General features: G+C 71.5%; 23 protein-coding genes and 1 pseudogene. 10 read left to right on the top strand and 14 right to left on the bottom strand.

The genetic code is table 11. The annotated features are described in order from the left end of the window. Positions 1-31: 31 nt before the first annotated feature. The 4 genes from ACGFMP_RS08680 to ACGFMP_RS08665 form a co-directional block, all read right to left on the bottom strand. A complete protein-coding gene (locus tag ACGFMP_RS08680) occupies positions 32-1672 on the bottom strand; it encodes a cytochrome bc complex cytochrome b subunit (protein ID WP_393671173.1) in 1641 nt (546 codons plus the stop codon). Further along, the gene (locus tag ACGFMP_RS08675) at positions 1669-2739 is read right to left on the bottom strand and encodes a Rieske 2Fe-2S domain-containing protein (protein ID WP_393671172.1); all 1071 of its coding nucleotides are present in this window, start codon (positions 2737-2739) and stop codon (positions 1669-1671) included. Before ACGFMP_RS08675 ends, ACGFMP_RS08680 begins: the two co-directional genes overlap by 4 nt. After that, a complete protein-coding gene (locus tag ACGFMP_RS08670) occupies positions 2736-3545 on the bottom strand; it encodes a c-type cytochrome (protein ID WP_393671170.1) in 810 nt (269 codons plus the stop codon). Before ACGFMP_RS08670 ends, ACGFMP_RS08675 begins: the two co-directional genes overlap by 4 nt. 80 nt (positions 3546-3625) lie before the next feature. Continuing rightward, entirely contained in the window at positions 3626-4246 is a 621-nt protein-coding gene (locus tag ACGFMP_RS08665; RefSeq protein WP_393671169.1) for a heme-copper oxidase subunit III, read from the bottom strand. A gap of 247 nt (positions 4247-4493) precedes the next feature. Here ACGFMP_RS08665 and ACGFMP_RS08660 point away from each other — a divergent pair, with 247 nt between their 5' ends. After that, complete coding sequence (locus ACGFMP_RS08660; protein WP_393671168.1) at positions 4494-4913, top strand: hypothetical protein; 420 nt, start codon at positions 4494-4496, stop codon at positions 4911-4913. A 91-nt stretch (positions 4914-5004) separates the two neighbouring features. Here ACGFMP_RS08660 and ACGFMP_RS08655 read toward each other — a convergent pair whose 3' ends face one another. The 4 genes from ACGFMP_RS08655 to ACGFMP_RS08640 form a co-directional block, all read right to left on the bottom strand. Beyond that, entirely contained in the window at positions 5005-6288 is a 1284-nt protein-coding gene (locus ACGFMP_RS08655) for an Ig-like domain-containing protein (RefSeq protein ID WP_393671167.1), read from the bottom strand. Positions 6289-6409: 121 nt separating this feature from the next. Continuing rightward, entirely contained in the window at positions 6410-6808 is a 399-nt protein-coding gene (locus ACGFMP_RS08650; protein ID WP_393671166.1) for a cytochrome c oxidase subunit 4, read from the bottom strand. After that, positions 6805-8544: a cytochrome c oxidase subunit I gene (ctaD, locus tag ACGFMP_RS08645; RefSeq protein WP_393671165.1), complete on the bottom strand. Its 1740-nt coding sequence runs from the start codon at positions 8542-8544 to the stop codon at positions 6805-6807. The genes ACGFMP_RS08650 and ctaD overlap by 4 nt, the downstream gene beginning before the upstream one ends. Continuing rightward, positions 8541-9539, bottom strand: coding sequence for a cytochrome c oxidase subunit II (locus ACGFMP_RS08640; protein WP_393671164.1), 999 nt, complete (start codon positions 9537-9539; stop codon positions 8541-8543). Before ACGFMP_RS08640 ends, ctaD begins: the two co-directional genes overlap by 4 nt. 282 nt (positions 9540-9821) lie before the next feature. Here ACGFMP_RS08640 and ACGFMP_RS08635 point away from each other — a divergent pair, with 282 nt between their 5' ends. Then, positions 9822-11195: a cysteine desulfurase/sulfurtransferase TusA family protein gene (locus ACGFMP_RS08635; RefSeq protein WP_393671163.1), complete on the top strand. Its 1374-nt coding sequence runs from the start codon at positions 9822-9824 to the stop codon at positions 11193-11195. A gap of 19 nt (positions 11196-11214) precedes the next feature. Here ACGFMP_RS08635 and ACGFMP_RS08630 read toward each other — a convergent pair whose 3' ends face one another. Beyond that, entirely contained in the window at positions 11215-12192 is a 978-nt protein-coding gene (locus ACGFMP_RS08630; RefSeq protein WP_393671162.1) for a carbohydrate kinase family protein, read from the bottom strand. Between the two features lie 202 nt (positions 12193-12394). Here ACGFMP_RS08630 and ACGFMP_RS08625 point away from each other — a divergent pair, with 202 nt between their 5' ends. Continuing rightward, positions 12395-12625, top strand: coding sequence for a hypothetical protein (locus ACGFMP_RS08625; RefSeq protein ID WP_393671161.1), 231 nt, complete (start codon positions 12395-12397; stop codon positions 12623-12625). Positions 12626-12712: 87 nt separating this feature from the next. Then, positions 12713-14353: a hypothetical protein gene (locus ACGFMP_RS08620; protein ID WP_393671160.1), complete on the top strand. Its 1641-nt coding sequence runs from the start codon at positions 12713-12715 to the stop codon at positions 14351-14353. 131 nt (positions 14354-14484) lie between these two features. Here the strand turns inward: ACGFMP_RS08620 and ACGFMP_RS08615 are convergent, their stop codons facing one another. After that, positions 14485-14838, bottom strand: coding sequence for an iron-sulfur cluster assembly accessory protein (locus tag ACGFMP_RS08615; protein WP_033176230.1), 354 nt, complete (start codon positions 14836-14838; stop codon positions 14485-14487). Positions 14839-15075: 237 nt separating this feature from the next. On the opposite strand from ACGFMP_RS08615, the gene nadA reads away from it, so the two are divergent. Next, on the top strand, positions 15076-16272 hold the full coding sequence (nadA, locus tag ACGFMP_RS08610; protein ID WP_393671159.1) for a quinolinate synthase NadA: 1197 nt from the start codon (positions 15076-15078) through the stop codon (positions 16270-16272). Between the two features lie 80 nt (positions 16273-16352). Continuing rightward, positions 16353-17240 carry a GNAT family N-acetyltransferase gene (locus tag ACGFMP_RS08605; RefSeq protein WP_393671158.1) on the top strand — a complete coding sequence of 296 codons (888 nt, stop codon included), beginning with the start codon at positions 16353-16355 and terminating at the stop codon, positions 17238-17240. A 46-nt stretch (positions 17241-17286) separates the two neighbouring features. Here the strand turns inward: ACGFMP_RS08605 and ACGFMP_RS08600 are convergent. The 3 genes and pseudogenes from ACGFMP_RS08600 to ACGFMP_RS08590 all read right to left on the bottom strand — a co-directional run. After that, a pseudogene (locus ACGFMP_RS08600) lies at positions 17287-18306 on the bottom strand (sensor histidine kinase); the annotation flags it as partial. A gap of 145 nt (positions 18307-18451) precedes the next feature. Further along, positions 18452-18730, bottom strand: coding sequence for a hypothetical protein (locus ACGFMP_RS08595; protein WP_393671156.1), 279 nt, complete (start codon positions 18728-18730; stop codon positions 18452-18454). Positions 18731-18834: 104 nt separating this feature from the next. Next, the gene (locus ACGFMP_RS08590) at positions 18835-19626 is read right to left on the bottom strand and encodes a PspA/IM30 family protein (RefSeq protein ID WP_393671155.1); all 792 of its coding nucleotides are present in this window, start codon (positions 19624-19626) and stop codon (positions 18835-18837) included. 196 nt (positions 19627-19822) lie between these two features. Between ACGFMP_RS08590 and ACGFMP_RS08585 the strand changes: the two genes are divergently transcribed. From ACGFMP_RS08585 to ACGFMP_RS08575, 3 genes are all read left to right on the top strand, one after another. Continuing rightward, the gene (locus ACGFMP_RS08585) at positions 19823-20407 is read left to right on the top strand and encodes a DUF3043 domain-containing protein (protein WP_393671154.1); all 585 of its coding nucleotides are present in this window, start codon (positions 19823-19825) and stop codon (positions 20405-20407) included. A gap of 110 nt (positions 20408-20517) precedes the next feature. Further along, positions 20518-21249: a class I SAM-dependent methyltransferase gene (locus tag ACGFMP_RS08580; RefSeq protein ID WP_393671380.1), complete on the top strand. Its 732-nt coding sequence runs from the start codon at positions 20518-20520 to the stop codon at positions 21247-21249. Between the two features lie 114 nt (positions 21250-21363). Continuing rightward, positions 21364-22428 (top strand): S1C family serine protease, encoded by a 1065-nt coding sequence (locus ACGFMP_RS08575; RefSeq protein WP_393671153.1) that lies wholly within the window; start codon positions 21364-21366, stop codon positions 22426-22428. 39 nt (positions 22429-22467) lie between these two features. Here ACGFMP_RS08575 and ACGFMP_RS08570 read toward each other — a convergent pair whose 3' ends face one another. After that, on the bottom strand, positions 22468-22674 hold the full coding sequence (locus ACGFMP_RS08570; protein WP_393671152.1) for a hypothetical protein: 207 nt from the start codon (positions 22672-22674) through the stop codon (positions 22468-22470). Between the two features lie 165 nt (positions 22675-22839). Here ACGFMP_RS08570 and ACGFMP_RS08565 point away from each other — a divergent pair, with 165 nt between their 5' ends. Then, complete coding sequence (locus ACGFMP_RS08565; protein WP_393671151.1) at positions 22840-24039, top strand: bifunctional adenosylcobinamide kinase/adenosylcobinamide-phosphate guanylyltransferase; 1200 nt, start codon at positions 22840-22842, stop codon at positions 24037-24039. The last annotated feature ends 467 nt before the right edge of the window (positions 24040-24506 follow it).

The following is a 24506-nucleotide window of genomic DNA, read 5'->3' as shown; positions in this document are numbered from 1 at the left end:
CTGGGGCGGTCGTCAAAGCCGTGACGGCGGGTCAGTGGTGGCCGTGGCCACTCGTGATCTCGTCGTACTCCTCGACTGTCGGCTTGGGGATCTGGCTGTGCTCGCCGTAGAAGTTGCGGGAAAGCCGTGCCCGCACCTTCGTGACCGGGCTCACCTTGCGCTCCACGCCGTTCTCGTCGACCTCGGGGCCGACATCGAGCGGCTGCGGCTGCGGGTGGGCGGTGAGGACGTGCAGCTCCTCCTGGCCCAGCGGCTCGTGCACCTCGATGAACTCGCCGTGCGGGAGCCGCTTGATGATGCCGGTCTCGCGACCGTGCAGCACCTTGTCGCGGTCCCTGCGCTGCAGGCCGAGGCAGATCCGCTTGGTGATGAAGTAGGCCGCGACCGGCAGCACGAAGAAACCGATCCGCACCGACCAGGTGATCGTCTCGATCGACAGGTGGAAGTGCGTCGCCCACAGGTCGTTGCCGCCACCGATCAGCAGCGTGAAGTAGAGCGTCAGCCAGGCGACACCGAAGCCGGTGCGCACCGGGCGGTTGCGCGGCCGGTCCAGCAGGTGGTGCTCGCCCCGGTCACCGGTGACCCACGACTCGATGAAGGGGTAGACGGCGATGGCGGCCAGCACCAGCGGGAAGATCATCAGCGGTACGAAGACGCCGAGGACCAGGGTGTGGCCCCAGGCGTTGATCTCCCAGCCTGGCATCACCCGGATCAGGCCCTCGGAGAAGCCCATGTACCAGTCGGGCTGCGCTCCGGTGGACACCTGGTCTGGTCGATAGGGACCCATGGTCCAGATCGGGTTGATGGTGGCGATCGCCGCGATGGCCGCGATGACACCGAAGACCAGGAAGAAGAAGCCGCCGGCCTTCGCGGTGTAGATCGGGAAGAACGGCATGCCGACGACGTTCTTCTCGGTCTTGCCCGCGCCCGGGAACTGGGTGTGCTTGTGGTAGAAGACCAGGATCAGGTGGCCGACGAGCAGCGCCGCCATGATGCCCGGGAACAGCAGGATGTGCACCGAGTAGAAGATCGGCACGAAGTTGTGCCCGGGGAACTCGCCACCGAACAGGAACATCGACAGGTAGGTGCCGACGATCGGGGTGGAGAGCACCGCGCCCTCGGTGAAGCGGACACCGGTGCCGGACAGCAGGTCGTCGGGCAGCGAGTAGCCGGTGAAGCCCTCGAACATGCCGATGAAGAGCAGCGTCCAGCCGAACAGCCAGTTGAGCTCGCGCGGCTTGCGGAACGCTCCGGTGAAGAACACCCGCATCATGTGGACGATCATGCCGCCGATGAAGATCAGGGCGGACCAGTGGTGGATCTGCCGGATCAGCAGACCGCCGCGCACCTCGAAGCTGATGTGCATGGTGGACGCGTACGCGTCCGACATCCGTACGCCCTGAAGGGGCGCGTAGGGGCCGTTGTAGACGACCTCGTTCATGCTGGGGTGGAAGAACAGCGTCAGATACACACCCGTGAGGATGAGGATCGTGAAGCTGTAGAGGCAGACCTCTCCGAGCATGAACGACCAGTGGTCGGGGAAGATCTTCCGCAGGTTGGACTTGCCGAGCTTGTAGAGGCCGACTCGGGCGTCAGCCCACTCCGCGACGCGCTGTCCGGGGGGTTTGGGGCCTCGGCGAGTGCTCGTCGAGGTCTCTGTCGAAGTACTCATCCGCGCTCCCAGAAGGCCGGACCGACGGGAACCTCGAAGTCGCTCATAGCAACGAGGTTGCCCTCACCATTGACGCTGATCCGAAGCTGCGGCAGCCGGTGACCCGCGGGACCGAAGATCACCCTGGCGCCGTCCGACAGGTCGAACGTCGACTGGTGGCATGGGCAGAGTACGTGGTGTGTCTGCTGCTCGTACAGGCTGACGGGACAGCCGACGTGCGTGCAGATCTTCGAGAAGGCCACGATGCCCTGGTGCGACCAGTCGAGTTCCTTCTTGTCCTTGATGTCCTCCGGCTTGAGCCGGACGACCATCAGGGCAGCCTTGGCGATCTGCTGCTGGAAGTCCTCGTCCGCCTCGTTCAGCCCGTCGGGCTGGGCGAAGGTGAGCGAACCGACCGGGATGTCCTCGGGACGCAACGGCTTGTTGGTGTTGGGGTTGATCAGCGCCTTGCCCTTGGCCCAGGCGGTGTGCCTGAGCTTGTCCTCCGGCAGCGGTCCGAGGTCCCGGAGGATCACGACCGCTGACAGCGGTACCAGGGTGAGCGCGCCCAGCATGGTGGTGCGGACCAGCTTGCGCCGGCCGAACGCGCTCTCCTTCGTGCCCTGCTTCCACTGCGCCTCGATGTTGGCGCGCAGTTCGTCGTCCGCGTCGGCCCGGTGCCGCTCGTCGGGCATCTCCTCGTCGGACATCAGCGTGCGGGCCCAGTGCACGGCGCCCGCTCCGATGCCGAGCAGTGCGACGGCCAGCGACAGGCCGAGCGAGAAGTTCAGCGCGCTGACGTGCCCGATCGGGAAGACGAAGATGTACTTGTCGACCGGGAAGATCACGAAGCTCGCGATGAAGGCGAGAGTGCCCAGCATCGACAGGGTGAACAGCCCGGCGACGACCCGCTCGGAGTGGTTGGCCGCCTTCTCGTCGATGTCCTGACGGCGGTACTCGTGCTCCGGGTGGCCGGGGTTGGCGAACGGGTCGCCGGGGACCGCGACCTCGGCGCCGTGGGCGCCGTGGGCGGTCGGGAGGTTGCCTTCTGGCTCTGCCATGTCGTTGTGGGATCCGGTTTCGCTCATGACTTCTTGGCCTTGGTCGTGCGGGCCGCGACCCAGGTGGCGACGGCGATCAGCGTGCCGAGGCCGAAGATGTAGGCGAACAACCCCTCCGGCACCGGGCCGAGGCTGCCGAGAGTGAAGCCGCCCGGGTTCTGGCTGTCGGCGGTGTCGACCGCCTGGAGGTACGCGATGATGTCGCGCTTGTTCTGCGACGTCATCGTGGTGTCCGGGAAGGACGGCATGTTCTGCGGGCCGGTCTGCATGGCCTCGTAGATGTGCTTGGGGTCCACGCCCTTGAGGCTGGGCGCGTACTTGCCGTCGGTCAGCGCGCCGCCCTTGCCGATGAAGTTGTGGCACTGCGAGCAGTTGGTACGGAAGAGCTCACCGCCCTTGGCCGCGTCGCCACCCGCCGGGTCGTACTGATCCGAGGCCGGCGTCACCGGGCCGGGGCCGAGCGAGGCGATGTACGCAGCCAGCTGGTCGATGTCCGACTGGCTGTACTGCACCTTCTTCTTCTGGATCTGCGGGCCGGGCTGCTGCGCGGGCATCCGGCCGGTGCCGACCTGGAAGTCCACCGCGGCCGATCCGACGCCGACCAGGCTGGGCCCGTCCGAGCTCCCCTGGCCGTGCGCGCCGTGGCAGCTCGCACAGCCGACCGAGAACAGCTTCTTGCCCTCGGTGATCTCGATGGACTGGGACGAGTCGTCGGCCTGCGCCTTGGGCGCCGGCGCGAGCGCGGCGTACAGCCCCCCGGTGGCCGCTAGCGCGAAGAGTAGGACGACAAGCGCCGCCAGCGGGTGGCGCCGTCGTGCGGAGAGCTTTTTCACGGATTACCCCGGTGTCAGGATCTCTTGTGTCGATGCTTCGGGTTGTGCCTGTCCGGCACCGTGCTGCGGTACGCGACCGACTACTTGATCAGGTAGATCGTGGCGAAGAGGCCGATCCAGACGACATCGACGAAGTGCCAGTAGTAGGACACGACGATGGCAGCCGTGGCCTGCTGGTGCGTGAACCGCTTGGCCGCGTACGTACGGCCGAGCACCAGCAGGAACGCGATCAGACCACCCGTCACATGCAGCCCGTGGAAGCCGGTCGTCAGGTAGAACACCGAGCCGTAGGGGTCGGAGCTGAGTGAGATCCCGTCCTTGCGGACCAGGTTCGTGTACTCGAAGATCTGCCCGCCGATGAAGACCGCGCCCATCACGAACGTCACGATGAACCACGAGCGCAGCTTCTTCACGTCGCCGCGCTCAGCGGCGAAGACGCCCATCTGGCAGGTGAAGGAGGAGAGCACCAGGATCGTGGTGTTCGTCGCGGAGAACGGAACGTTCAGCGCATCGGCGTGTTCCTTCCAGAAGTCGGCACCCGTGACAGACCGAATGGTGAAGTACATCGCGAAGAGGGCCGCGAAGAACATCAGCTCGGAACTCAGCCAGATGATGGTTCCGACGCTGGTGAGGTTCGGCCGGTTGACCGACGGGTGCGCGTGCCCGGTTTCTACTGCTGTTGCTGTCGCCACGTCCGACATTATGTCGGTCGCTTATCCGGCGCTCACTCCGGGGGTCCCCTTCGGTGTGTCAAGGTCCCGCAGGATGCCGTGTCGGCCGCCCGCGGGGTCCCCCGAACGAGGGATGACGATCCGTCCGCGGGATCTTGGGCCGCCGCGGACCCTCCACGGACGGCCCCCGCGGGAGTAGCATCCGGAGCACTTGAGAATCCGTTCACGAGCTTCACCCGCTGCACGGGGTTCACGAAGATCACGAGGAGGAGCCAGGATGCAGGCGACTGCCACGGTGCTGGTCTACAGCGACGACGCGAACACCCGGGAGCAGGTCCGGCTCGCCGTCGGCCGCAGGCCCGCCGCCGACCTGCCGCCGGTGGAGTTCGTGGAGTGCGCGACGATGCCCGCCGTGCTGACCGAGCTGGAGAAGGGCGGCATCGACGCCTGCGTGCTGGACGGCGAGACGGCCCCGGCGGGCGGTATGGGCGTATGCCGGCAGATCAAGGACGAGATCTTCCGCTGCCCGCCGGTGCTGGTGCTGATCGGCCGCCCCCAGGACGCCTGGCTCGCCACCTGGAGCCGTGCGGACGCGGCGGCCACCCACCCGGTGGATCCGGTGGCGCTCAGCGAGACGCTGGCAGTGCTGCTGCGGCACCGGCTCGTGCCGGCCTCCAAGGCCGTCGCGGCCCGCTGACCCGGCGCCCGGCGGCGCGTACGGGCGATCGCCGCGTACGGGCGGGGCAGCGCGGCCCCGGACATGCCGGACGGCCGCCCCTCGGGGCGGCTCAGGCGGTCTCCGGGCGGAGCCTGGCCGGGTCGGACATCGGGTTCTTCGGGAGGGCTGCCGAGCCCTGCTCGGCCAGGCCGGCTGCCTGCCCGCCCAGCGCGCTGCCCTGCTTCCATTTGGCCGCGTCGAGATTCCAGTCGCCGAAGCCGTTGTCGAACGGCGTCATCAGCGGGCCGTGGCTGTTCACGACCTGGACGATGTCGCCCTGGCGCACGTGGTCGAAGAACCAGTGCGCGTTCTCGGTGCTCATGCCCGTGCAGCCGTGGCTGACGTTGGCCGAGCCCTGCGAACCCTCGGACCACGGCGCGGCGTGCACATATTCACCGCTCCATGTCACCCGGGTGGCCCAGTAGACCGGCAGGTCGTAGGAGTCGGAGCTGCCGGCGGCTATCCCGACGGTGGCGCTCTTCATCTGGACGAAGCTCTCCTTGGCCAGCACCACCTTGATGCCGTTGCGGGTGTCGAAGCCGGGCTTGCCGGTGGTGACCGGGATGGTCTTCACGACCTTGCCGTCGTCCTTGAAGGTCATCTGGTCGGTCGCCGCGTCGGTGATCGCCTCGATGCGGTCGCCGGTGTGCAGGGTGAGCGGCTTGTCGGTGCCGCCGTAGAGCTTGTCCTGCACCTTCACGCCGTTGAGCGTGCTGCGGACGGTGATCTGGGCGTGCGCGGGCCAGTAGCTGCCGGGGCGGTAGTGCAGGGTGCGGTCGTCGACCCAGTACCAGGACCCGCGCGCGGCCTGCGGTGAGCTGCTGACCAGCAGGTTCGACTCGACCGCCGCGCGGGCGGCCGCGGTCTTCACCGGGGTGTTCAGCTCGGCCGTGATCGGCTGGCCCACCCCGTAGGTGCCGGCGTCGGGGCCGAAGGCGACATGCAGGCCCGCGTCGGCCGATGTGGTGTCGAAGCCGAGGACCTTGCGGCCGGGGTGGCCGTCGCCGTCCTCGGTGCTCACCCGGACCGTGTAGTGGGCGCCTGCGGCCAGCGAGGTGGTGGACTGCCAGCTGAGGCCGTCCGCGCTGAGTTTGCCGCGTACGTAGCGCCCTGCGGCGTCGGTCGCGGTGACATCGGTGATCCGGCTGCCGTCGTCCTTGATGGTGACCTTGAGCGGCTTGTTGGGGTCGGCCTTGCCGCCCTGGGCGACCGAGTAGGCGACCTTGGCAGCGGACTCGTAGGGCGGGGCGGCGAGCGGGTTGCCGTCTCCGCCGCAGGCGGTGAGCCCCACCGCGAGGGGCGCCACGAGAAGGGCGCAGCGCAACGCTATCCGGCGTCGAGGAATGTGGCTCATGGCCTCACGCTAAGAACCGGGGGGCGATTGCGCACGGCAGAGGGGTGCAAAAGGGGCGGGCCGCGGTACCTGGTCAGGTGCCGCGGCCCGCCCCGGGCTGCTGTACGGGTTCAGCGGGTGGTCACTGGGTGCGGTTCTCACCGCGGTAGTACTCGAACACCCAGCCGAAGATCCCCATGAGGATCACCGGCAGTGAGAAGAACAGCAGCCACCAGCCGAAGATGACGCCGAGGAAGGCCAGCGCGCCACCGGCGCCGAGCATCAGCGGCTGCCAGCTGTGCGGGCTGAAGAAGCCCAGCTCGCCGGCGTCGTCCGCCACGTCGGCGTCCTCGCGGTCCATCGCGCCGGTGTCCGCCCGGTTCGCGGTGAACCCGAGGTAGAACGCGATCATGGTGCACAGTGCGAACGCGAGGAAGAGCGCGGTCGTACCGGTCGGCTCCTTGGACCACAGGCCGTACACGACGGCCGTCGCCAGGATGAAGGCCGCGAAGCCGCCGAACATCCAACCCTGTACCTTCACTGACCCGCCCCCTTGCTCTCGGCACCGGCGATGGCGGCGCTCGTACCGTGACCCGCGAGCGCGTCGATCGCCGCGATCTCAGGGTGGTGCAGGTCGAAGGCCGGGGATTCGGAGCGGATCCGCGGCAGCGAGGTGAAGTTGTGCCGCGGCGGCGGGCACGAGGTGGCCCACTCCAGGGAGCGGCCGTAGCCCCACGGGTCGTCGACCTCGACCTTCTTGCCGTACTTGGCCGTCTTCCACACGTTGTAGAGGAAGGGCAGGATCGACAGGCCGAGCAGGAACGAGCTGATCGTGGAGACCGTGTTCAGCGTGGTGAAGCCGTCGGCGGCCAGGTAGTCGGCGTACCGGCGGGGCATGCCCTCCGCACCCAGCCAGTGCTGGACGAGGAAGGTGCCGTGGAAGCCGAAGAACAGCGTCCAGAAGGTGATCTTCCCGAGGCGTTCGTCGAGCATCTTGCCGGTCATCTTCGGCCACCAGAAGTGGAAGCCGGCGAACATCGCGAAGACCACGGTGCCGAAGACCACGTAGTGGAAGTGGGCGACCACGAAGTAGGAGTCCGAGACGTGGAAGTCCAGCGGCGGCGCCGCCAGGATCACACCGGTCAGACCGCCGAAGGCGAAGGTGATCAGGAAGCCGACCGACCAGAGCATCGGGGTCTCGAAGCTCAGCGACCCCTTCCACATGGTGCCGATCCAGTTGAAGAACTTCACCCCTGTCGGCACCGCGATCAGGAAGGTCATGAACGAGAAGAACGGCAGCAGCACACCGCCGGTGACGTACATGTGGTGCGCCCACACCGTCACGGAAAGGCCCGCGATGGAGATGGTCGCCGCGACCAGGCCGATGTAACCGAACATCGGCTTCCGGCTGAAGACCGGAATGACCTCGGAAATGATGCCGAAGAACGGCAGCGCGATGATGTACACCTCTGGATGGCCGAAGAACCAGAAGAGGTGCTGCCAGAGCAATGCGCCGCCATTGGCGGAATCGAAGACGTGTGCCCCGAATTTGCGGTCGGCTTCCAGTGCGAGCAGCGCGGCCGCGAGCACCGGGAAGGCCAGCAGCACCAGAACGGCGGTCAGCAGCACGTTCCACACGAAGATCGGCATGCGGAACATCGTCATGCCGGGTGCGCGCATGCAGATGATCGTGGTGATGAAGTTGACCGCGCCGAGGATGGTGCCGAAGCCGGACAGCGCAAGACCCATGATCCACATGTCGGCGCCGACACCGGGCGAGTTCACCGCGCTGGACAGCGGCGAGTACGCGAACCAGCCGAAGTCGGCCGCACCCTGCGGGGTGACGAAGCCGCCGACCGCGATCAGCGAGCCGAACAGGTAGAGCCAGTAGGCGAACATGTTCAGCCGCGGGAACGCCACGTCGGGCGCGCCGATCTGCAGCGGCATGATCCAGTTGGTGAAGCCGGCGAACAGCGGTGTCGCGAACATCAGCAGCATCACGGTGCCGTGCATCGTGAAGGCCTGGTTGAACTGCTCGTTCGACATGAACTGGTTGCCGGGCCGTGCCAGTTCGGCTCGCATCAGCAGCGCCAGCACGCCGCCGATCAGGAAGAACGCGAACGACGTGACCAGGTACAGGGTGCCGATGGTCTTGTGGTCCGTGGTGGTCAGCCACGTGACCACCACGGAGCCGGGCTTCTTCCGGCGGGCCGGGATTTCGTCCGCGTAGGTGTCATCGGCCGGAGCCGCGCCCTGCGGTTCGTTGAGAATGCTCATGTGGTCTTGGGCTCCGAGTTCTTCGCGTTGCCCGTGGTGGCGATACCGGACGGGATGTAGCCCGTCTGCCCCGCCTTGGCGAGGTCCTTGAGGTGCTGCTGGTATGCCGCGGGCGATACGACCTTCACGTTGAACAGCATCCGGGAGTGGTCGACGCCGCACAGCTCGGCGCACTTGCCCATGAAGGTGCCCTCCTTGCTGGGGGTCACCTCGAAGACGTTGGTGTGGCCGGGGATGACGTCCTGCTTCATCAGGAACGGCACGATCCAGAAGGAGTGGATGACGTCGCGCGAGGTCAGGACGAAGCGGACGGTCTCACCCTTGGGGAGCCACAGCGTCGGGCCGGGGTTGCCGGTGTCCGGGTTCCGGCTGGCGGGGGTGCCCACGTCGTAGACGCCCTCGGCACCTGCCGGGAACAGCAGCTTGTTCGCCGGGATGTTGTCCAGCTCCGACGGCACCTTGCCGGATGCCGGAGTCGCCGGATTGCCGTCCACGTTCTCGACGTAGTTGAAGCCCCAGCTCCACTGGAAGCCGACCACGTTGACCACGTGCTGCGGCTTGGCCGAGGTCTCCAGCAGCTTGTTCTCGTCGCGGGCGGTGAAGTAGAAGAGCACCGCGATCACCACGATCGGGACGATCGTGTACAGCGCCTCGATGGGCAGGTTGTAACGGGTCTGCGCAGGGACCTCCACCTTGGTGCGGCTGCGGCGGTGGAAGATCACGCTCCACAGGATCAGGCCCCAGACCAGCGCACCGGTCGCCAGTGCCGCGGCCCAGGAACCCTGCCACAGGGCGAGGATCCGTGGTGCCTGTTCTGTGGCCGGACTGGGCATGCCGAGGCGGGGATAGTCCTTGTACGAGCAACCAGTGGCCGTTGCAAGGACCAGGCCCGCAGCCAGCGCCTGCGGCAGCCTCCGCCGCAACCCACGCCGGGACGTGGGGGTACCGCCCACGCCCTTTGGGCGGTGGGGGAGGTCGGAGCCGTTGGGACTCACGTAGCGCCTTCCCGAGAGTCTCGCCCGCGCGTCCGGCTGTTCCGGCCGTGTGCTGGTCGGACCGCCCGAGCTGCAGGCAATGAGGTGTGGATGTTTATGCGGACCAAACCCTACTGGACGCTATTTGGGGTCGCGCGGGGAGGGGGTCCAACGCGCCGGGGCTCTCCCCGAAGGGGTGGAATCCCGCGCGCGGGAGGTCTTCTGACACAGCGCCCGGCCGCGCCCCGCGGGTGGCGGGGCACCGGCACCCGCGGCGGGGGCCGGGGGGCGTAGCGTGCTGAGGTGTCCTATTTCGATATGGCTTCCGCCGCCCCGCTGCACCCGGTGGCCCGGCAGGCGCTGCTGGCCGCGCTCGACGAGGGATGGGCGGATCCGGCCCGGCTCTACCGCGAGGGGCGGCGGGCCAGGCTGCTGCTGGACGCGGCCCGGCAGACCGCCGCGGAGGCCGTCGGGTGCCGGCCCGACGAATTGGTTTTCACTCCTTCGGGGACCCGCGCACTGCACACGGGTGTCGCCGGGGCGATGGCCGGGCGGCACAGGACGGGCCGCCACATGGTCGTCTCGGCGGTCGAGCACTCGGCGGTGCTGCACGCGGCCGACGCCTACGACAGCACCGCGGTGGGGGTGGACAGGGCCGGGCGGGTCGCGCCGGGCGATGTGGCGGCGGCGCTGCGGCCCGACACCTCGCTGGTGTGCCTCCAGTCCGCCAACCACGAGGTGGGTACGGTCCAGCCCGTCGCCGAAGTGGCCGGGATCTGCCGGGCGGCGGGGGTGCCGCTGCTGGTGGACGCGGCGCAGTCGCTGGCCTGGGGCCCGGTCGACGGCGGCTGGTCGCTGCTGGCCGGCAGCGCGCACAAGTGGGGCGGCCCCGCGGGAGTGGGGCTGCTCGCGGTGCGCAAGGGCACCAGGTTCGCGCCCCAGCACCCCGCCGACGAACGGGAGTCGGGCCGCTCCCCCGGCTTCGAGAACCTGCCGGCCATCGTGGCGGCGGCCGCGTCGCTGCGCGCGGTGCGCGAGGAGGCCGCGGCCGAGGCGGCCCGGCTGTCCGCGCTGGTCGACCGGATCAGGGCGCGGGTGCCCGGGTCGGTGCCGGATGTCGAGGTGGTGGGGCACGGCACGCTCCGGCTCCCGCACCTGGTGACCTTCTCCTGCCTCTACGTCGACGGCGAGGCTCTGCTGACCGCGCTGGACCAGGCCGGCTTCTCCGTGTCGTCCGGTTCCTCGTGCACCTCGAGCACCCTGACGCCGAGCCATGTGCTCAAGGCGATGGGCGTGCTGTCGGAGGGCAATGTGCGGGTCTCACTGCCGCCGGGCACGGCCGCTGCGGAGGTCGACCGCTTCCTCGACGTGCTGCCCGGTCTCGTCGCCGAGGTGCGCGCGCATCTCGACTCCGTCCCCGCGCCCGACGCGTCGGCGGCGCAGTCCCCCGAGGAGGGCCTGGTGGTCGACTCGCTCGGCAAGCTGTGCCCGATCCCGGTGATCGAGCTGGCCAAGGTGATCGGTGAGGTGCCGGTCGGCAGCCTGGTGACGGTGCTGTCCGACGACGAGGCGGCCGGGATGGACATCCCGGCCTGGTGCTCCATGCGGGGCCAGGACTACCTGGGCCCGCGCCCCGCCCCGAAGGGCACCGCCTACCTCGTGCGCCGGCGCAGCTGACCTGCGCTGACCTGCCCGGTCAGCCGTGCAGGTGCTGCCGGACCTCGGTGGCCGCGTCGTCGCCGTACGCCTTGGTGAAGCGCTCCATGAAGTGGGTGCGCTTCAGCTCGTACTCCTGGGTGCCGAGCGTCTCGATGACCAGGGTCGCCAGCATGCAGCCGACCTGGGCCGCGCGCTCCAGGCCGACTCCCCAGGCCAGGCCGGACAGGAAGCCGGCCCGGAAGCCGTCGCCGACACCGGTCGGGTCGACCTTCGCCTGCTCCTCCGCGCAGCCGACCTCGATCGGCGCCTCGCCCTTGCGGTCGATCCGCACGCCCTGGGCGCCGAGGGTGGTGACCCGGGTGCCGACCCGGTCCAGGATCTCCTCGCCGCTCCAGCCGGTCTTGGTCTGGATCAGGCCCTTCTCGTACTCGTTGTTGAACAGGTACGCGGCGCCGTCGACCAGGACCCGGATGTCGTCGCCGTTCATCCGGGCGATCTGCTGGGAGAAGTCAGCGGCGAAGGGGATGCCGCGGGTCCTGCACTCCTCGGTGTGCCGGATCATCGCCTCGGGGTCGTCCGCGCCGATCGACACCAGGTCGAGGCCGCCGACGCGGTCGGCGACGTGCTGCAGCTCGATCAGCCGGGCCTCGCTCATCGCGCCGGTGTAGAAGGAGCCGATCTGGTTGTGGTCGGCGTCGGTGGTGCAGATGAAGCGGGCGGTGTGCAGCACCTCGGAAATGCGGACCGAGGCGGTGTCCACGCCGTGCCGCTGGAGCCAGGCACGGTATTCGCCGAAGTCGTTGCCCGCGGCGCCGACCAGGATCGGCGCGGTGCCGAGCAGGCCCATGCCGTAGCAGATGTTGGCGCCGACCCCGCCGCGCCGCACGTCGAGGGCGTCGACCAGGAAGGACAGCGAGACCGTGTGCAGCTGATCGGCGACCAGCTGGTCGGCGAACCGGCCGGGGAAGGTCATCAGGTGGTCGGTGGCAATGGATCCGGTGACGGCGATACGCATTGGCGGCAGGCTCCTGGGGGCGGGTGGATTGGTGCACGGGGGTTGCGTCGTTCGGGGCAGTCCTCCACGCTACCGGCAAACCGGCGCGCGGCCGGGACATCCGCGGGTCGCCCGCCTGTCCTGCCGGTCGCCGGCGGGCCGCGGCGGAACTACCCGATAGTAGGGCTTTCTCCCCCGGGCGCCCGTGCCTAGTGTCGAAGGCATGAGGCCTACAGCGCGTGCCGCGAACTCCCCGTCCCCGATCGCCCCGCTCCCGCTCGCGGAACCGGACTCGCTGGAGCAGCTGATCGGCGACTCGCGGCGGATGGCCGCGCACTGGCACGTCCCGGCGGGCGACGAGCGGGCGGCCGCCGCGCCCGCCGGCCTGCGCGGCATCTCGGTACCGCCCGCTTCCGCGCACGTGGTCGCCGGCATGGCGGAGTTCTGCGACTGACCCGCCCGCCGCGGCCCGGGGAACCGCCGGGCGGTGGGCCGCGTCACATCGGCACCTGACGGTTGACGGAGCCGAGGAGTGTGCGCGGTGAACAGCGAGCACGACGATCACGAGGACCATGGGACCGGTACGGACGCCGACGACGACCTCCTCGTCGGCGGGGCCGACGGCGGGCACGGGCAGGACCGGCCGCCGCGCGGGCGGCGGCTGACGGTCGCCCTGGTGGCCGCCGCGGTGCTGGCGGCGGCGGGCGGCGGCGCCTACTGGGCGGTGTCGGCGGACGGCGGCGGGAAGCCGGCGGCCACGCACCCCGGCGCCTCGACGTCCCTGACGGCCGTGGCACCCGAGGGCGAGGACCCGGCGGGGCCGGGAGCGGCCGCCGCGGGCGGCGGCTACCGGCTGACCGGCACCCTGCCTGCGGACGGCCCGGCGTCTGCGCCGCTCTACCGGCCGGACGGCGGCGCGGACAAGGCCGCGGTCGGCAGGCTCGCGACGCTCCTGGGGCTCACCGGCCCGGTGGTCGCGGACAGCGGTTCGTGGCGGGTCGGGTCAGCGGACGGCACCGGCCCCGCGCTGCTGGTGAGCCAGGACGCGCCCGGCACCTGGTCCTACGCGCGCAACGGCCAGGCGGCCCCGGGCGCGGGGACGTTCGTGCCGCCCGCGCTGCCGAAGGTCCCGCCGCCCTCCGACGGGGGCGCCGCGGACCAGGGCTCGACCTCGCACCGGGCGACCGGCTCGGGTACGGCCGCGGACGGCGGCACCGCGCCGGTCTCAGGACAGCGGGCCGAGGCGGTGGCGGCACCGGTGCTCGACGGCCTCGGCCTGTCCGGGGCGCGGGTGGACGCGACCAGGACGGCGGGCTCGACCCGTACGGTGACGGCCGACCCGGTGGTGGGCGGGCTGCCCACGCACGGCTGGGAGACCGGTCTCGAGGTCGGCCCCGACGGGCGGATCACCGGCGGCCACGGCCGGCTGTCGGCCCTGGCCGAGGGCGGCAGCCTCCCGGTGATCACCGCCGACCAGGCGTACCGGAACCTGTCGTCGGCCCGGGTCATGCAGCCGGACCACCGGATGTCCTGCCAGGTGCCGATGCCGGACCAGGGGCGGACGCAGGCGGGCGGGAACGCCGCGGGACCGACGGTCTCGCCCACCTACCCGGGCCAGGACAAGACGCTGCCGCACAGCGTGCCGTGCGTGGCGCCGCACGTGCCGCCGACCGACATCACGGGCGCGGAGTTCGGCCTGGCCACGCAGTTCGCCGCCGGCGGGCAGGCGCTGGTGCCCGCGTGGCTCTTCACGGCGGTGCCCGAGGGTGGGACCGCGGGCTCGGTCATCGCCCAGCAGGCGGTGGACCCGGCGGACCTCCCGGGGGGCCGGGACGGCGGCAACGCACCGGGCGGGCCTTCGCCCGCGTCCCCCGCGACTCCGCCGGCGCCCGCGGGGCCGCCCTCCGCGGACGGCTCGCACCGGAGCGCGGTGTCGGGCTACCGGCTGCACGGCAGCTCGCTGACGCTGACCTTCTGGGGCGGGGTCTGCGAGACCTACCGCGGCTCCGCGATGGAGACCGCGGACCAGGTACGGGTCACGGTCATCGGCACCGTGAAGGATCCGGGCGCGGCCTGCCCGGCGATCTCGAAGTCGCAGACCACCACGGTCGCGCTTGACGGTCCGCTGGCGGGGCGGACCGTCGTGGACGCGGTGAGCGGCGCCCCGGTCAAGGGGTCCTGAGGCTCCGGCCGCCGGTTCCACGGGGGGCCGACGGCACGGACGCGAGAGCGGCGGCACCCCACTGGGGGTGCCGCCGCTCGGCGCGCTGGGCCTTCCGGCCGGAACCGGTCCCGGCGGGACCGGCGCCCGGCTCAGTGGAAGGAGTCGCCGCAGGCGCAGGAACCCGTGGCGTTCGGGTTGTCGATCGTGAAGCCCTGCTTCTCGATGGTGTCCACGAAGTCGATGGACGCGCCGCCCAGGTACGGGGCGCTCATGCGGTCGGTGACGACCTTGACGCCGCCGAAGTCCTTGACGACGTCGCCGTCGAGCGAGCGCTCGTCGAAGAAGAGCTGGTAGCGCAGGCCCGAGCAGCCGCCGGGCTGGACGGCGACCCGCAGTGCGAGGTCTTCGCGGCCCTCCTGCTCCAGCAGGCTCTTGACCTTTCCGGCGGCGGCGTCGGACAGGAGGATGCCGTCCGTCGTGGTGGTCTCGTCCTGAACCGTCATCTGCTTCACTCCCGGGTTGTACGGACTACTGGCTTACCGACTGCTAACCGGTGCCCTTCCGGATTCATTCCGGGCGGGTCGAGCGAGTCCGCGGCGTCTTCGTCCCCACCATGCTCGCACACAGCGCCACCCGCGCGGCGGCGATGGACGAATGCGTCACACTGACGCGACCTGGCATCGTCAATCTGACGCGAACGGGCTATGATAGATAGCGTCAAGTAGACGAAAAGGTCTGCGATGCAAAGAAAGGGCGTCCGGCCCGTGACCACCACAGAAACCCTGGACGTACAGCCCACCCCGCTCGCACTGCTGCTGCTCGGCCGCGAATCCGACCCGCGCAGCGAGCGGGGCGTCGACTGCCCCGGCGACCTGCCCGCACCCTCCGACCCCCACCTGGTGGAGCGCGCCAGGGCCGCCAAGGCCCGGCTGGGCGAGAAGGTCTTCATCCTCGGCCACCACTACCAGCGCGACGAGGTGATCGAGTTCGCCGACGTGACCGGCGACTCCTTCAAGCTGGCCAGGGACGCGGCGGCCAGGCCGGAGGCCGAGTACATCGTCTTCTGCGGTGTCCACTTCATGGCGGAGTCCGCGGACATCCTCACCTCGGCGAACCAGCAGGTGATCCTGCCCGACCTGGCAGCCGGCTGCTCGATGGCCGACATGGCGAGCGCGGAGCAGGTCGCCGAGTGCTGGGATGTCCTGGCGGACGCCGGCGTCGCGGAGGTCACCGTGCCGGTGTCGTACATGAACTCCTCGGCCGACATCAAGGCCTTCACCGGCCGGCACGGCGGCACGATCTGCACCTCGTCCAACGCCCGCCGGGCCCTGGAGTGGGCCTTCTCGCAGGGCGAGAAGGTGCTCTTCCTCCCCGACCAGCACCTCGGCCGCAACACCGCGGTGCGGGACCTGGGCTTCGCGCCTGAGGACTGCGTCGTCTACAACCCGCACAAGCCGGGCGGCGGGCTGACCCCCGAGCAGCTGCGGGACGCGAAGATGATCCTGTGGCGCGGCCACTGCTCGGTCCACGGCCGCTTCTCCCTGGAGTCGGTCGAGGACGTCCGCGCCCGCATACCCGGCGTCAACGTGCTGGTGCACCCCGAGTGCAAGCACGAGGTCGTCTCGGCCGCCGACCACGTCGGCTCGACCGAGCACATCATCAAGATGCTGGACGCCGCCCCGGCGGGCTCGGCGTGGGCGATCGGCACCGAGCTGAACCTGGTGCGGCGGCTCGCCAAGGCGCACCAGGACAAGCAGATCGTCTTCCTCGACAAGACCGTCTGCTTCTGCTCGACCATGAACCGCATCGACCTGCCGCACCTGGTGTGGGCGCTGGAGTCGCTCGCCGACGGCAAGACGGTCAACCGGATCGAGGTCGACGCCGAGACCGAGCACTTCGCCAAGCTGGCCCTGGAGCAGATGCTCGCCCTGCCGTAGCCGGGAAAGGGCCGGGGTCCGCCCCCGGCCCGGGCCCCGACTCCCTTTCGGCGCGGGCCACTCGGGGCAATGATGGATCGGTGATCCTTCGACCGGTTCGTGACGACGACGAGGACGCCGAGGTCGTGCGGGAGATCACCGCCGCCGCCTTCGGCGCCGCACACGCGCTCGGAGGGGGCCCGACGGCCCCTCAGGAACCCGCGGGCGGACCCGGCACCGCCGCACGGGAGCGCGGCCGCACCCGCCATCTGGCCAGGACCGACCCCGGCGGCTGCTGGATCGCCCAGGACGAGGCGGCAGGCCCGGTCGGTGCGGTGCTGTCGTCCCGGCGCGAGGGCACCTGGGGCCTGTCGCTGCTGGCCGTCGCGCCGGGCGCGCAGGGCAAGGGGGTCGGCAAGGCGCTGATGGCGCGGGCCATGGTGCACGGCCGGGCCTGCCTGCGCGGCATCATCTGCAGCACGCGGCATCCGGCCGCCCCGCGCACCTTCCGCAGGGCCGGCTTCACCCTGCACCCGGCGATGCGGCTGACCGGGACCGTCGACCCCGCGGGCCTGGCGCCGCTCGACGGCGCCGTGCACGAGGGCACCGCGCGGCACCGCGACCTGATGGACTCCGTGGACCGTCGCACCCGCGGCGGCGCACACGGCCCCGACCACGAGGAACTGCCGCGGCACTTCCGGCTGTTCGTGGTCGACGACCTGGCGGGCAGCGGCTACTGCTACGCCGACGAGCGCGGGGTGGAGGCGCTGGCCGCGACCTCACGGCGGCTGGCCACCCGGTTGCTGACCGCAGCCCTGGTGAGCATGCCGCAGGGCCGGCCGGTGCGGGTGGCGGGGCTGACCGCCGAGCAGGAGTGGGCGGTGGACGTCGGCATCGCGGCGGGCCTGGAGATCTCCAACGCCGGCTACGTGTGCCTGCGCGGGATGCGGCCGCCCAACCCGTACATCCCCTCGCAGCTCTTCCTCTGACCTTCCGCCCGCGCTCCCGCAGTCGGACCCGCGGCCGGACCCGCGGTCAGCCGCACGCACCGTCCGCCGGGGCGGGGGCGGCCTGGTGGTGGCGCTGGGTGCGGGGCGGGGCGGACAGCGGAAGGCGGACCCAGACCCGGAAGCCGCCACCGGGGCGGGCGCCGGCCCGGCAGACCCCGCCGAGCGCGCTGGCGCGCTCGTACACCCCCAGCAGGCCGTGCCCCCCGGTGCCGCGCTCGGTGGGGCGGCCGGGGCAGGGAATACCGGGCGGTACCTGCGAGCCGCCGCCGCCCGCCGCGTCCGGCCGCGGTGAACTCCGCGGCGGCGGCAGCGACTCGGCGGTGCCCGGAGCCCCGTCGTCGTCCACCACCACCTCGAGTGCCCCCGAGTCGCGCCTGATCCGTACGACCGCGCCCGCACCGGGCCCCGCGTGCTTCTGCACGTTGGTCAGCGACTCCTGAATCACCCGGTAGGCGGTCAGGTCGACGCTGGCCGGCAGCGGCCCCTGCGGGAGCGGGGCCGGGTCGGCGCCGGTCCGCTCCTCCACGGTGACGCGCAGCCCGGCCCGCCGGAAGCCGTCGAGCAACTGGTCGAGCAACCCGAGCCCAGGGGCCGGCTCCATCGGCGCGGCCGGCTCGTCGCGCTGCCGCAACAGCCCTACGGTGGCGCGGAGTTCGTCCAGCGCGGACCGGCTGGCCTCGCGTACGTGGGCCAGCGCCTGCCGGGCCTGGTCGGGGCGGCGGTCCATGACATGGGCGGCGACGCCGGCCTGCACGTTGGCCAGCGCGATGTGGTGGGCGACGACGTCGTGCAGCTCGCGGGCTATCCGCAGCCGCTCCTCCGCGACCCGGCGCTTGGCCTCCTCCTCGCGGACCTCCTCGGCCCGCTGCGTCCGCTCGGCGATCGCGGCCGTGTACGCCCGGCGGCTGCGTACCGCGTCCCCCGCGGCGACGGCGGTACCCGCCCACGCCAGGACCGCGACCACCCAGCCGTCCACCCAGTGCCGCACGATCAGCAGCGCGGACAGCGCGCACCAGATCAGCAGCACGGCCCACAGCGCCCTGCGGCGCGGCACAGCCCGCCCTCTCGCCGGCCGGCCCGGAGCTCTCCTGGGATACTGCACGGTAACCACTGTATTCCGGGGCGAAGCCCCCGCTGTTCGCACCGGACGGCCTGTGTCCCCGGTGTCCCTGTCCCGGTCCCGGCCGGGATCAGCCCGGAATCAGCCCGTCGTCCTTGAGCATGGCCTTGACCTCGTCGAGGGTGGCGTCCGCCGTCGGGAGGATCAGCTCCGAGGGTTCCAGTGCGTCGTCGGGAAGCGGCACGCCGAGGCGGCGCACCGAGTCGAGCAGGGCGCCCAGCGTCTGCCGGAAGCCCTTCTCGTCACCCGCCTCCACCGCGGCGAGCAGCTTGGTGTCCAGCTCATTGAGCTCGGTGAGGTCGGCGTCCGCCAACCTCACCTGGCCCTCCCCCATGATCCGCGCGATCATGACGGCCTCCTCCGTTGCGACTCCGTTGCGGCCGGGCATCACTGCCGGTCACCGCGTGACTGCGTGACGGTGAATCCGGTCGGCACGAGCGCCGACCGGGCTGGCTACTGCTTGTCGAACCTCGGAGTGTCCTGCGGCTCGCCCTGCGCGTCACGGCCGCTCTTGCCGCCCTCGATCGCCTGGGGTCCGCTGCCGCCCGCCAGCTCCGCCTTCATCCGCTGGAGCTCCAGCTCGACGTCGCTGCCGCCGGAGATCCGGTCCAGCTCTGCCTGGAGGTCGTCCTTGGCCATGCCGGTCGGGTCGTCGAGGGCGCCGGAGGCGATCAGCTCGTCCAGCGCTCCCGCGCGGGCCCGCAGCTGCTCCGTCTTGTCCTCGGCACGCTGGATCGCCATGCCGACGTCGCCCATCTCCTCGGAGATGCCGGAGAACGCCTCGCCGATCTGGGTCTGCGCCTGGGCGGCGGTGTAGGTGGCCTTGATGGTCTCCTTCTTCGTACGGAAGGCGTCCACCTTGGCCTGCAGGCGCTGGGAGGCGAGTGTGAGTTTCTCCTCCTCGCCTTGGAGCGTGGTGTGCTGCGTCTCCAGGTCGGTGACCTGCTGCTGCAGGGCCGCCCGCCGGGACAGCGCCTCGCGGGCCAGGTCCTCGCGGCCCAGCGCCAGCGCCTTGCGGCCCTGGTCCTCATACGTCGACGACTTCTTCTGCAACTCGGTCAGCTGCAGTTCGAGCCGCTTGCGGGAGGTGGCGACGTCGGCCACACCCCTGCGCACCTTCTGCAGCAGCTCGAGCTGCTTCTGGTACGAGTAGTCAAGCGTCTCGCGCGGGTCCTCGGCCCTGTCCAGGGCCTTGTTGGCCTTCGCGCGGAAGATCAGTCCCATCCGCTTCATGACACCGCTCATGGGCCTCGCGCGCCCCCTTCTCCGGCAACTGCTCCAGCACCTCTACAGACCCCAGCCTACGGGCCTTGGTTCCATTACCGCACTGTTCGGGCCCGGATGCGCTCATCCGCAAGGACGATCACAGTTCGGTGACCCCCTGCCCAGGGAGTAGGCGGGGGGCTGGGGTCGGGCGGCGGAAGCACGTAACCTTGGAGACGTGTTCCGACGCCGTTCAGAAGATGAGCAGGCCCTCGCAGTAGCCGCAGTGCTGGAGGGCCAGACCCGCGACCCGCAGGCTCCCAAGGGTCGCCCCACGCCCAAGCGCAGCGACGCCCAGTCGCAGCGCCGCAAGGCGGTCAACACGCCGACGGACCGCAAGTCCGCCGCCAAGGCGGCCCGCGAGGCCCGCCGGGTGGACATGTCCAAGCGCCGCGAGGCGCTGGCCAACGGCGACGAGCGCAACCTGCCGGCCGCCCACCAGGGCCCGGTGCGCAGGTTCACCCGCGACTACGTGGACTCCCGCTACCGCGTCGCCGAGTTCTTCCTGCCGATGGCCGTGCTGATCCTGGTCGGCAGCCTCCTGCCTGCCGTGCAGACGCTCTCCCTCTTCCTGTGGGTGCTGGTCATCGTGCTGATAGTGGTCGACTCGGTGATCACCGGCTTCCGGCTGCGCGGCGAGCTGGCCAGGCGCTTCCCCGACCAGAACACCAAGCGCGCCGTCACCTACGGCCTGATGCGGACGCTCCAGATGCGCCGGATGCGGCTGCCCAAGCCGCAGGTCCAGCGCGGCGCCAAGCTCTGAACGCCGTCGTGCCCGGCGGGCCGCACGCGCCGGGCGCGGGCGGATTCCACGGCGGCGCGAACACCTGGCTCGGCAACCTCGGAGGGCTGCGGAACACCGTCAGGCAGGAACTGGTCGCGCGGCAGCTGGACGAACAGCTCGCCGCGCACTTCCCGCCCGCGGCCGGTGCTCACGCGGTACGCAGGCTCAGGGTGCTCGACATCGGACCCGGCCAGGGCACCCAGGCGCTGCGGCTGGCCCGCGCCGGGCACCTCGTCACCGGCCTCGAGGCCGACCCCGCCATGCTTGGCGCCCTGCGGGCCGCGGTGGCAGCCGAGCCGGACGACGTACGCGGCCGGGTCGTCGTGCTCCAGGGCGACGGCCGCGAGACCGGCAGGCACTTCGGGCCCGCCTGCTTCGACGTGGTGCTCTGCCACGGCGTGCTCATGTACGTACCCGACCCCGAGCCGATGCTCGCCGCCCTCGCCCGGGTGCTTGCCCCCGGCGGCCTGCTGTCGCTGGTCGTACGCAATGGCGACGCCCTGGCCATGCGGCCGGGGCTGCACGGCGACTGGACCTCCGCGCTGCGCGCCTTCGGCTCCGACGGCTACGTCAACCGGCTCGGGCTCGCCACCAGGGCCGACCGGCTGGCCCCGCTGACGGCGACGCTCACCGGCATCGGCGTGCCGCTGCACACCTGGTACGGCGTGCGGGTCTTCACCGACACCGCACCCGACCACGCGGTCGGTCCCGCAGACCCCGGCACCCTCGCGGCACTCCTCGACGCCGAGGACACCGCCGGCCGCACCGACCCCTACCGGGCGGTGGCCGCGCTGCTCCACGTCTGCGGAATCCGCCCCTGAGGGCTGCTCCCGCCCGGAGCCCGGCGCCGCCCGCCACCTGGGGCGTAGCCCTAGAGCGACCCGATTGGACGCCGGCGGCGGGTGGGCCGGCGCCGGGAAAGACACAATTTGCGCATGAGCGGAACGCGCACCCCCCTCCTGCCCGGCGCGGTCGCCTGCGCCCTCCTGGCGCTCGCGGCCACCGGTTGCAGCTCCGACGGGGCAAAGCCACGGGCCAGTGCCCAGGAGGCGGTCGCCGTGTCGGCCGGCGGCGGCAACGACCTGCAGAGCGCCTACCAGGCAACCGTCAAGGACGTACTGCCCTCGGTCGTCCAGATCACCACCCGGCAGGACCTCGGCTCCGGCGTCGTCTACGACGACAAGGGCGACATCGTCACGAACGCCCACGTCGTCGGCAACGCGACGTCCTTCCAGGTGTCGCTCGCCACCGGCGGCAACCCGCTCGGCGCGAAGCTGATCTCGTCCTTCCCCGCCAGCGACCTCGCCGTGATCCGGCTGACATCACCCCCGAAGGGGCTCAAACCGGCCGACTTCGGGGACTCGGGCAAGGTCGCGGTCGGCCAGATCGTGCTGGCGATGGGCAATCCGCTCGGCCTGTCCAGCAGCGTCACGCAGGGCATCGTCTCCGCGACCGGCCGCACCGTCAGCGAGAGCGGGGAGAACGGCGGCACCGGTGCGACGATCCCCGACATGGTGCAGACGTCCGCCGCGATCAACCCGGGCAACAGCGGCGGCGCCCTGGTCAACCTCGACAACCAGGTGATCGGCATCCCCACGCTCGCCGCGACCGACCCCCAGTTCGGCAGCGGGGCCGCACCCGGCATCGGCTTCGCGATCCCGTCCTCGACGGTCAAGCGGATCGCCGACCAGATCATCAAGAACGGCAAGGTCACCGACTCGGGCCGGGCCGCGCTCGACGTGACCGTACGCGGCGTCGTCGACCAGAACCAGCAGCCCGCGGGCGTCGCGATCGTCTCCGTCCAGAAGGGCGGCGCCGCCGCCAAGGGCGGGCTCCAGGCCGGTGACGTGATCACCAAGGTCGGCAACGCGCCGATCACCACCGTGCAGAGCCTCACCGGGGCGCTGGCGGCACTCACGCCGGGTACGAAGGTGCCGGTCGCCTACAGCAGGGGCGGCGTCGCGAGGACCGCCCAGGTCACGCTGGGGTCGCTGGGCTGAGAAGGGGTGCGTCCCCCGCGCCCGCGGGGGACGCGGCCGTCACCCTTCGGCGTGCAGGCTCATCGGGCCGTAGATCTTCGCTTCACCCTCCGACAGGACGACCTGGTCGGCGCCGCCCTCCAGCAGCTCCTTCCAGGCCTCACCCAGCCAGGACTCGGCGTCGCCCTGCGTGGTGAACTCCTCGGGCTGCACCGCGGGCTCGACCTCGGTGCCGTCGGCCTTCTCGAACCGCCACGTCCACGCCATGTATGTCTCCTCGGTACCGAGTCCGAAAGCCCGCACACTCCAGGTCCAGGGTGCCGCGGGGGCCTGCCAGGGCAGCGTAACGGCACGGTCGGGCGCGGCGGGGGCCGTCGCACCACATGGCGGACCCCGCGCGCCGCCCCGGGCACGACGCGAGACGATCGTGCCGTGGAAGCGACTCTGCTCGGCACCGCGGGGCCCGAGGGCCTGCCGATTCCGGACTGCCCCTGCGCGGCCTGCGCCCTCGCCGTCGGCGCCGGCGCCAGGGCCCCGAGCTCGGTCCTGGTCGACGCCGTGGTGCTGCTCGACCTGACCCCCGGCGTGGCCATGGCCGCCGCCCGCGCCGGGCGCAGCCTCGGCGGGCTGCGCCTCGTCCTGCTCTCCCACCCGCACGACGGCCCCGCAGTGGAGATCCCCGCCGGCCTGCCCGCGCCCGCCCGGGTCCCCGACGGGCAGCGGCTCACCCTGATCACCGGCCACAAGGTGCTGGCCGTGGCGATGGACGCGCCCGGCACCGGGTACGCCGTCGAGTCGCCCGACGGCCTGCGGCTGCTGTACCTGCCGCCCGGCGGCGCACCGGCAGGACTCGACGACACGGAGGAGCCGTACGACCTCGTGCTGCTCGACGTGATCGGGCGCCCCGACGCGCTCGCCCGGCTGCGGGCGGCAGGCGCGGTCACCGCCACCACCGACGTGGTCGCCGTCCACCTCGGCCACCAGGCGCCGCCCGAACCCGAACTGAGCCGGCGGCTCGCCGCGTACGGCGCCAGGGCCGTGCCCGACGGTACGGCGCTGGTCGCCGGCGACTACCACGCGGTGCCCGACGTGCCGCGCCGCACCCTGCTGCTCGGCGGCGCCCGCTCCGGCAAATCCGTCGAGGCCGAACGGCGCCTCGCCGCCTCCCCCGACGTCCTCTACGTCGCCACCGGCGGCACCCGCGACGGCGACACCGACTGGGCCGACCGCGTCGCCCGGCACCGCGAGCGCCGCCCGGCCGGCTGGCGCACCCTGGAGACCTGCGACCTGGTCCCGCTGCTGGCCGACACCACAGGGCCGCCCCTGCTCATCGACTGTCTCGCGCTCTGGCTCACCGACGTCCTGGACACCGAGAGCGCCTGGGACGACGACGTCTGGCACGGCGGGGCCGCGCATCGCGTACGGGCCCGCGTCGACGAACTGGCCGACGCATGGCGTGCGACCCGTCGCACCGCCGTGGCCGTCACGAACGAAGTCGGCTCCGGCGTGGTCCCCGCGACCTCCGCCGGGCGCCGCTTCCGCGACGAGCTGGGCCGGCTCAACGCCGCGATGGCCGCTGAGTCCGAACATGTGCTTCTCGTGGTGGCCGGGGTGCCGCTCACCCTGCGCTGAGCCCCTCCCGGGGGGTGCCTATGCGGCCGTGGCCCACGCCCTGGGGGGTGCCCCTGCCGGGGGGGGTGTGCCCTCCCGGGGCGCGGGCTCCACCGTACGTCCGGGGGTGATCGGTCGGCCCCGGACCTGCCGGCGGTGGGCGGTTGCTCGCGCCGTTCCCCGCGCCCCTGGAAGGTGCCGCCTGGCGTCGGGGTGAGCCCCGCCGGGGCGCGGGCTCCACCGGACGTCCGGGGCCGATCGGTCCGCCCCGGACCTGCGGGCGGTGGGCGGTTGCTCGCGCCGTTCCCCGCGCCCCCGGAGGGTGCCGCCTGGCGTCGGGGTGAGGTCAGGGGTGTCCCCGCTGCCGGACGTCCGGGGGTGATCGGTCCGCTGCCGGACCTGCGGGCGGTGGGCGGTTGCTCGCGCCGTTCCCCGCGCCCCCGGAGGGTGCCGCCTGGCGTCGGGGTGAGGTCAGGGGTGTCCCCGCT

Source organism: Streptomyces sp. NPDC049040, assembly GCF_043197715.1.
Taxonomy (GTDB): domain Bacteria; phylum Actinomycetota; class Actinomycetes; order Streptomycetales; family Streptomycetaceae; genus Actinacidiphila.
This window is presented reverse-complemented; position numbering and strand designations above follow the sequence as displayed.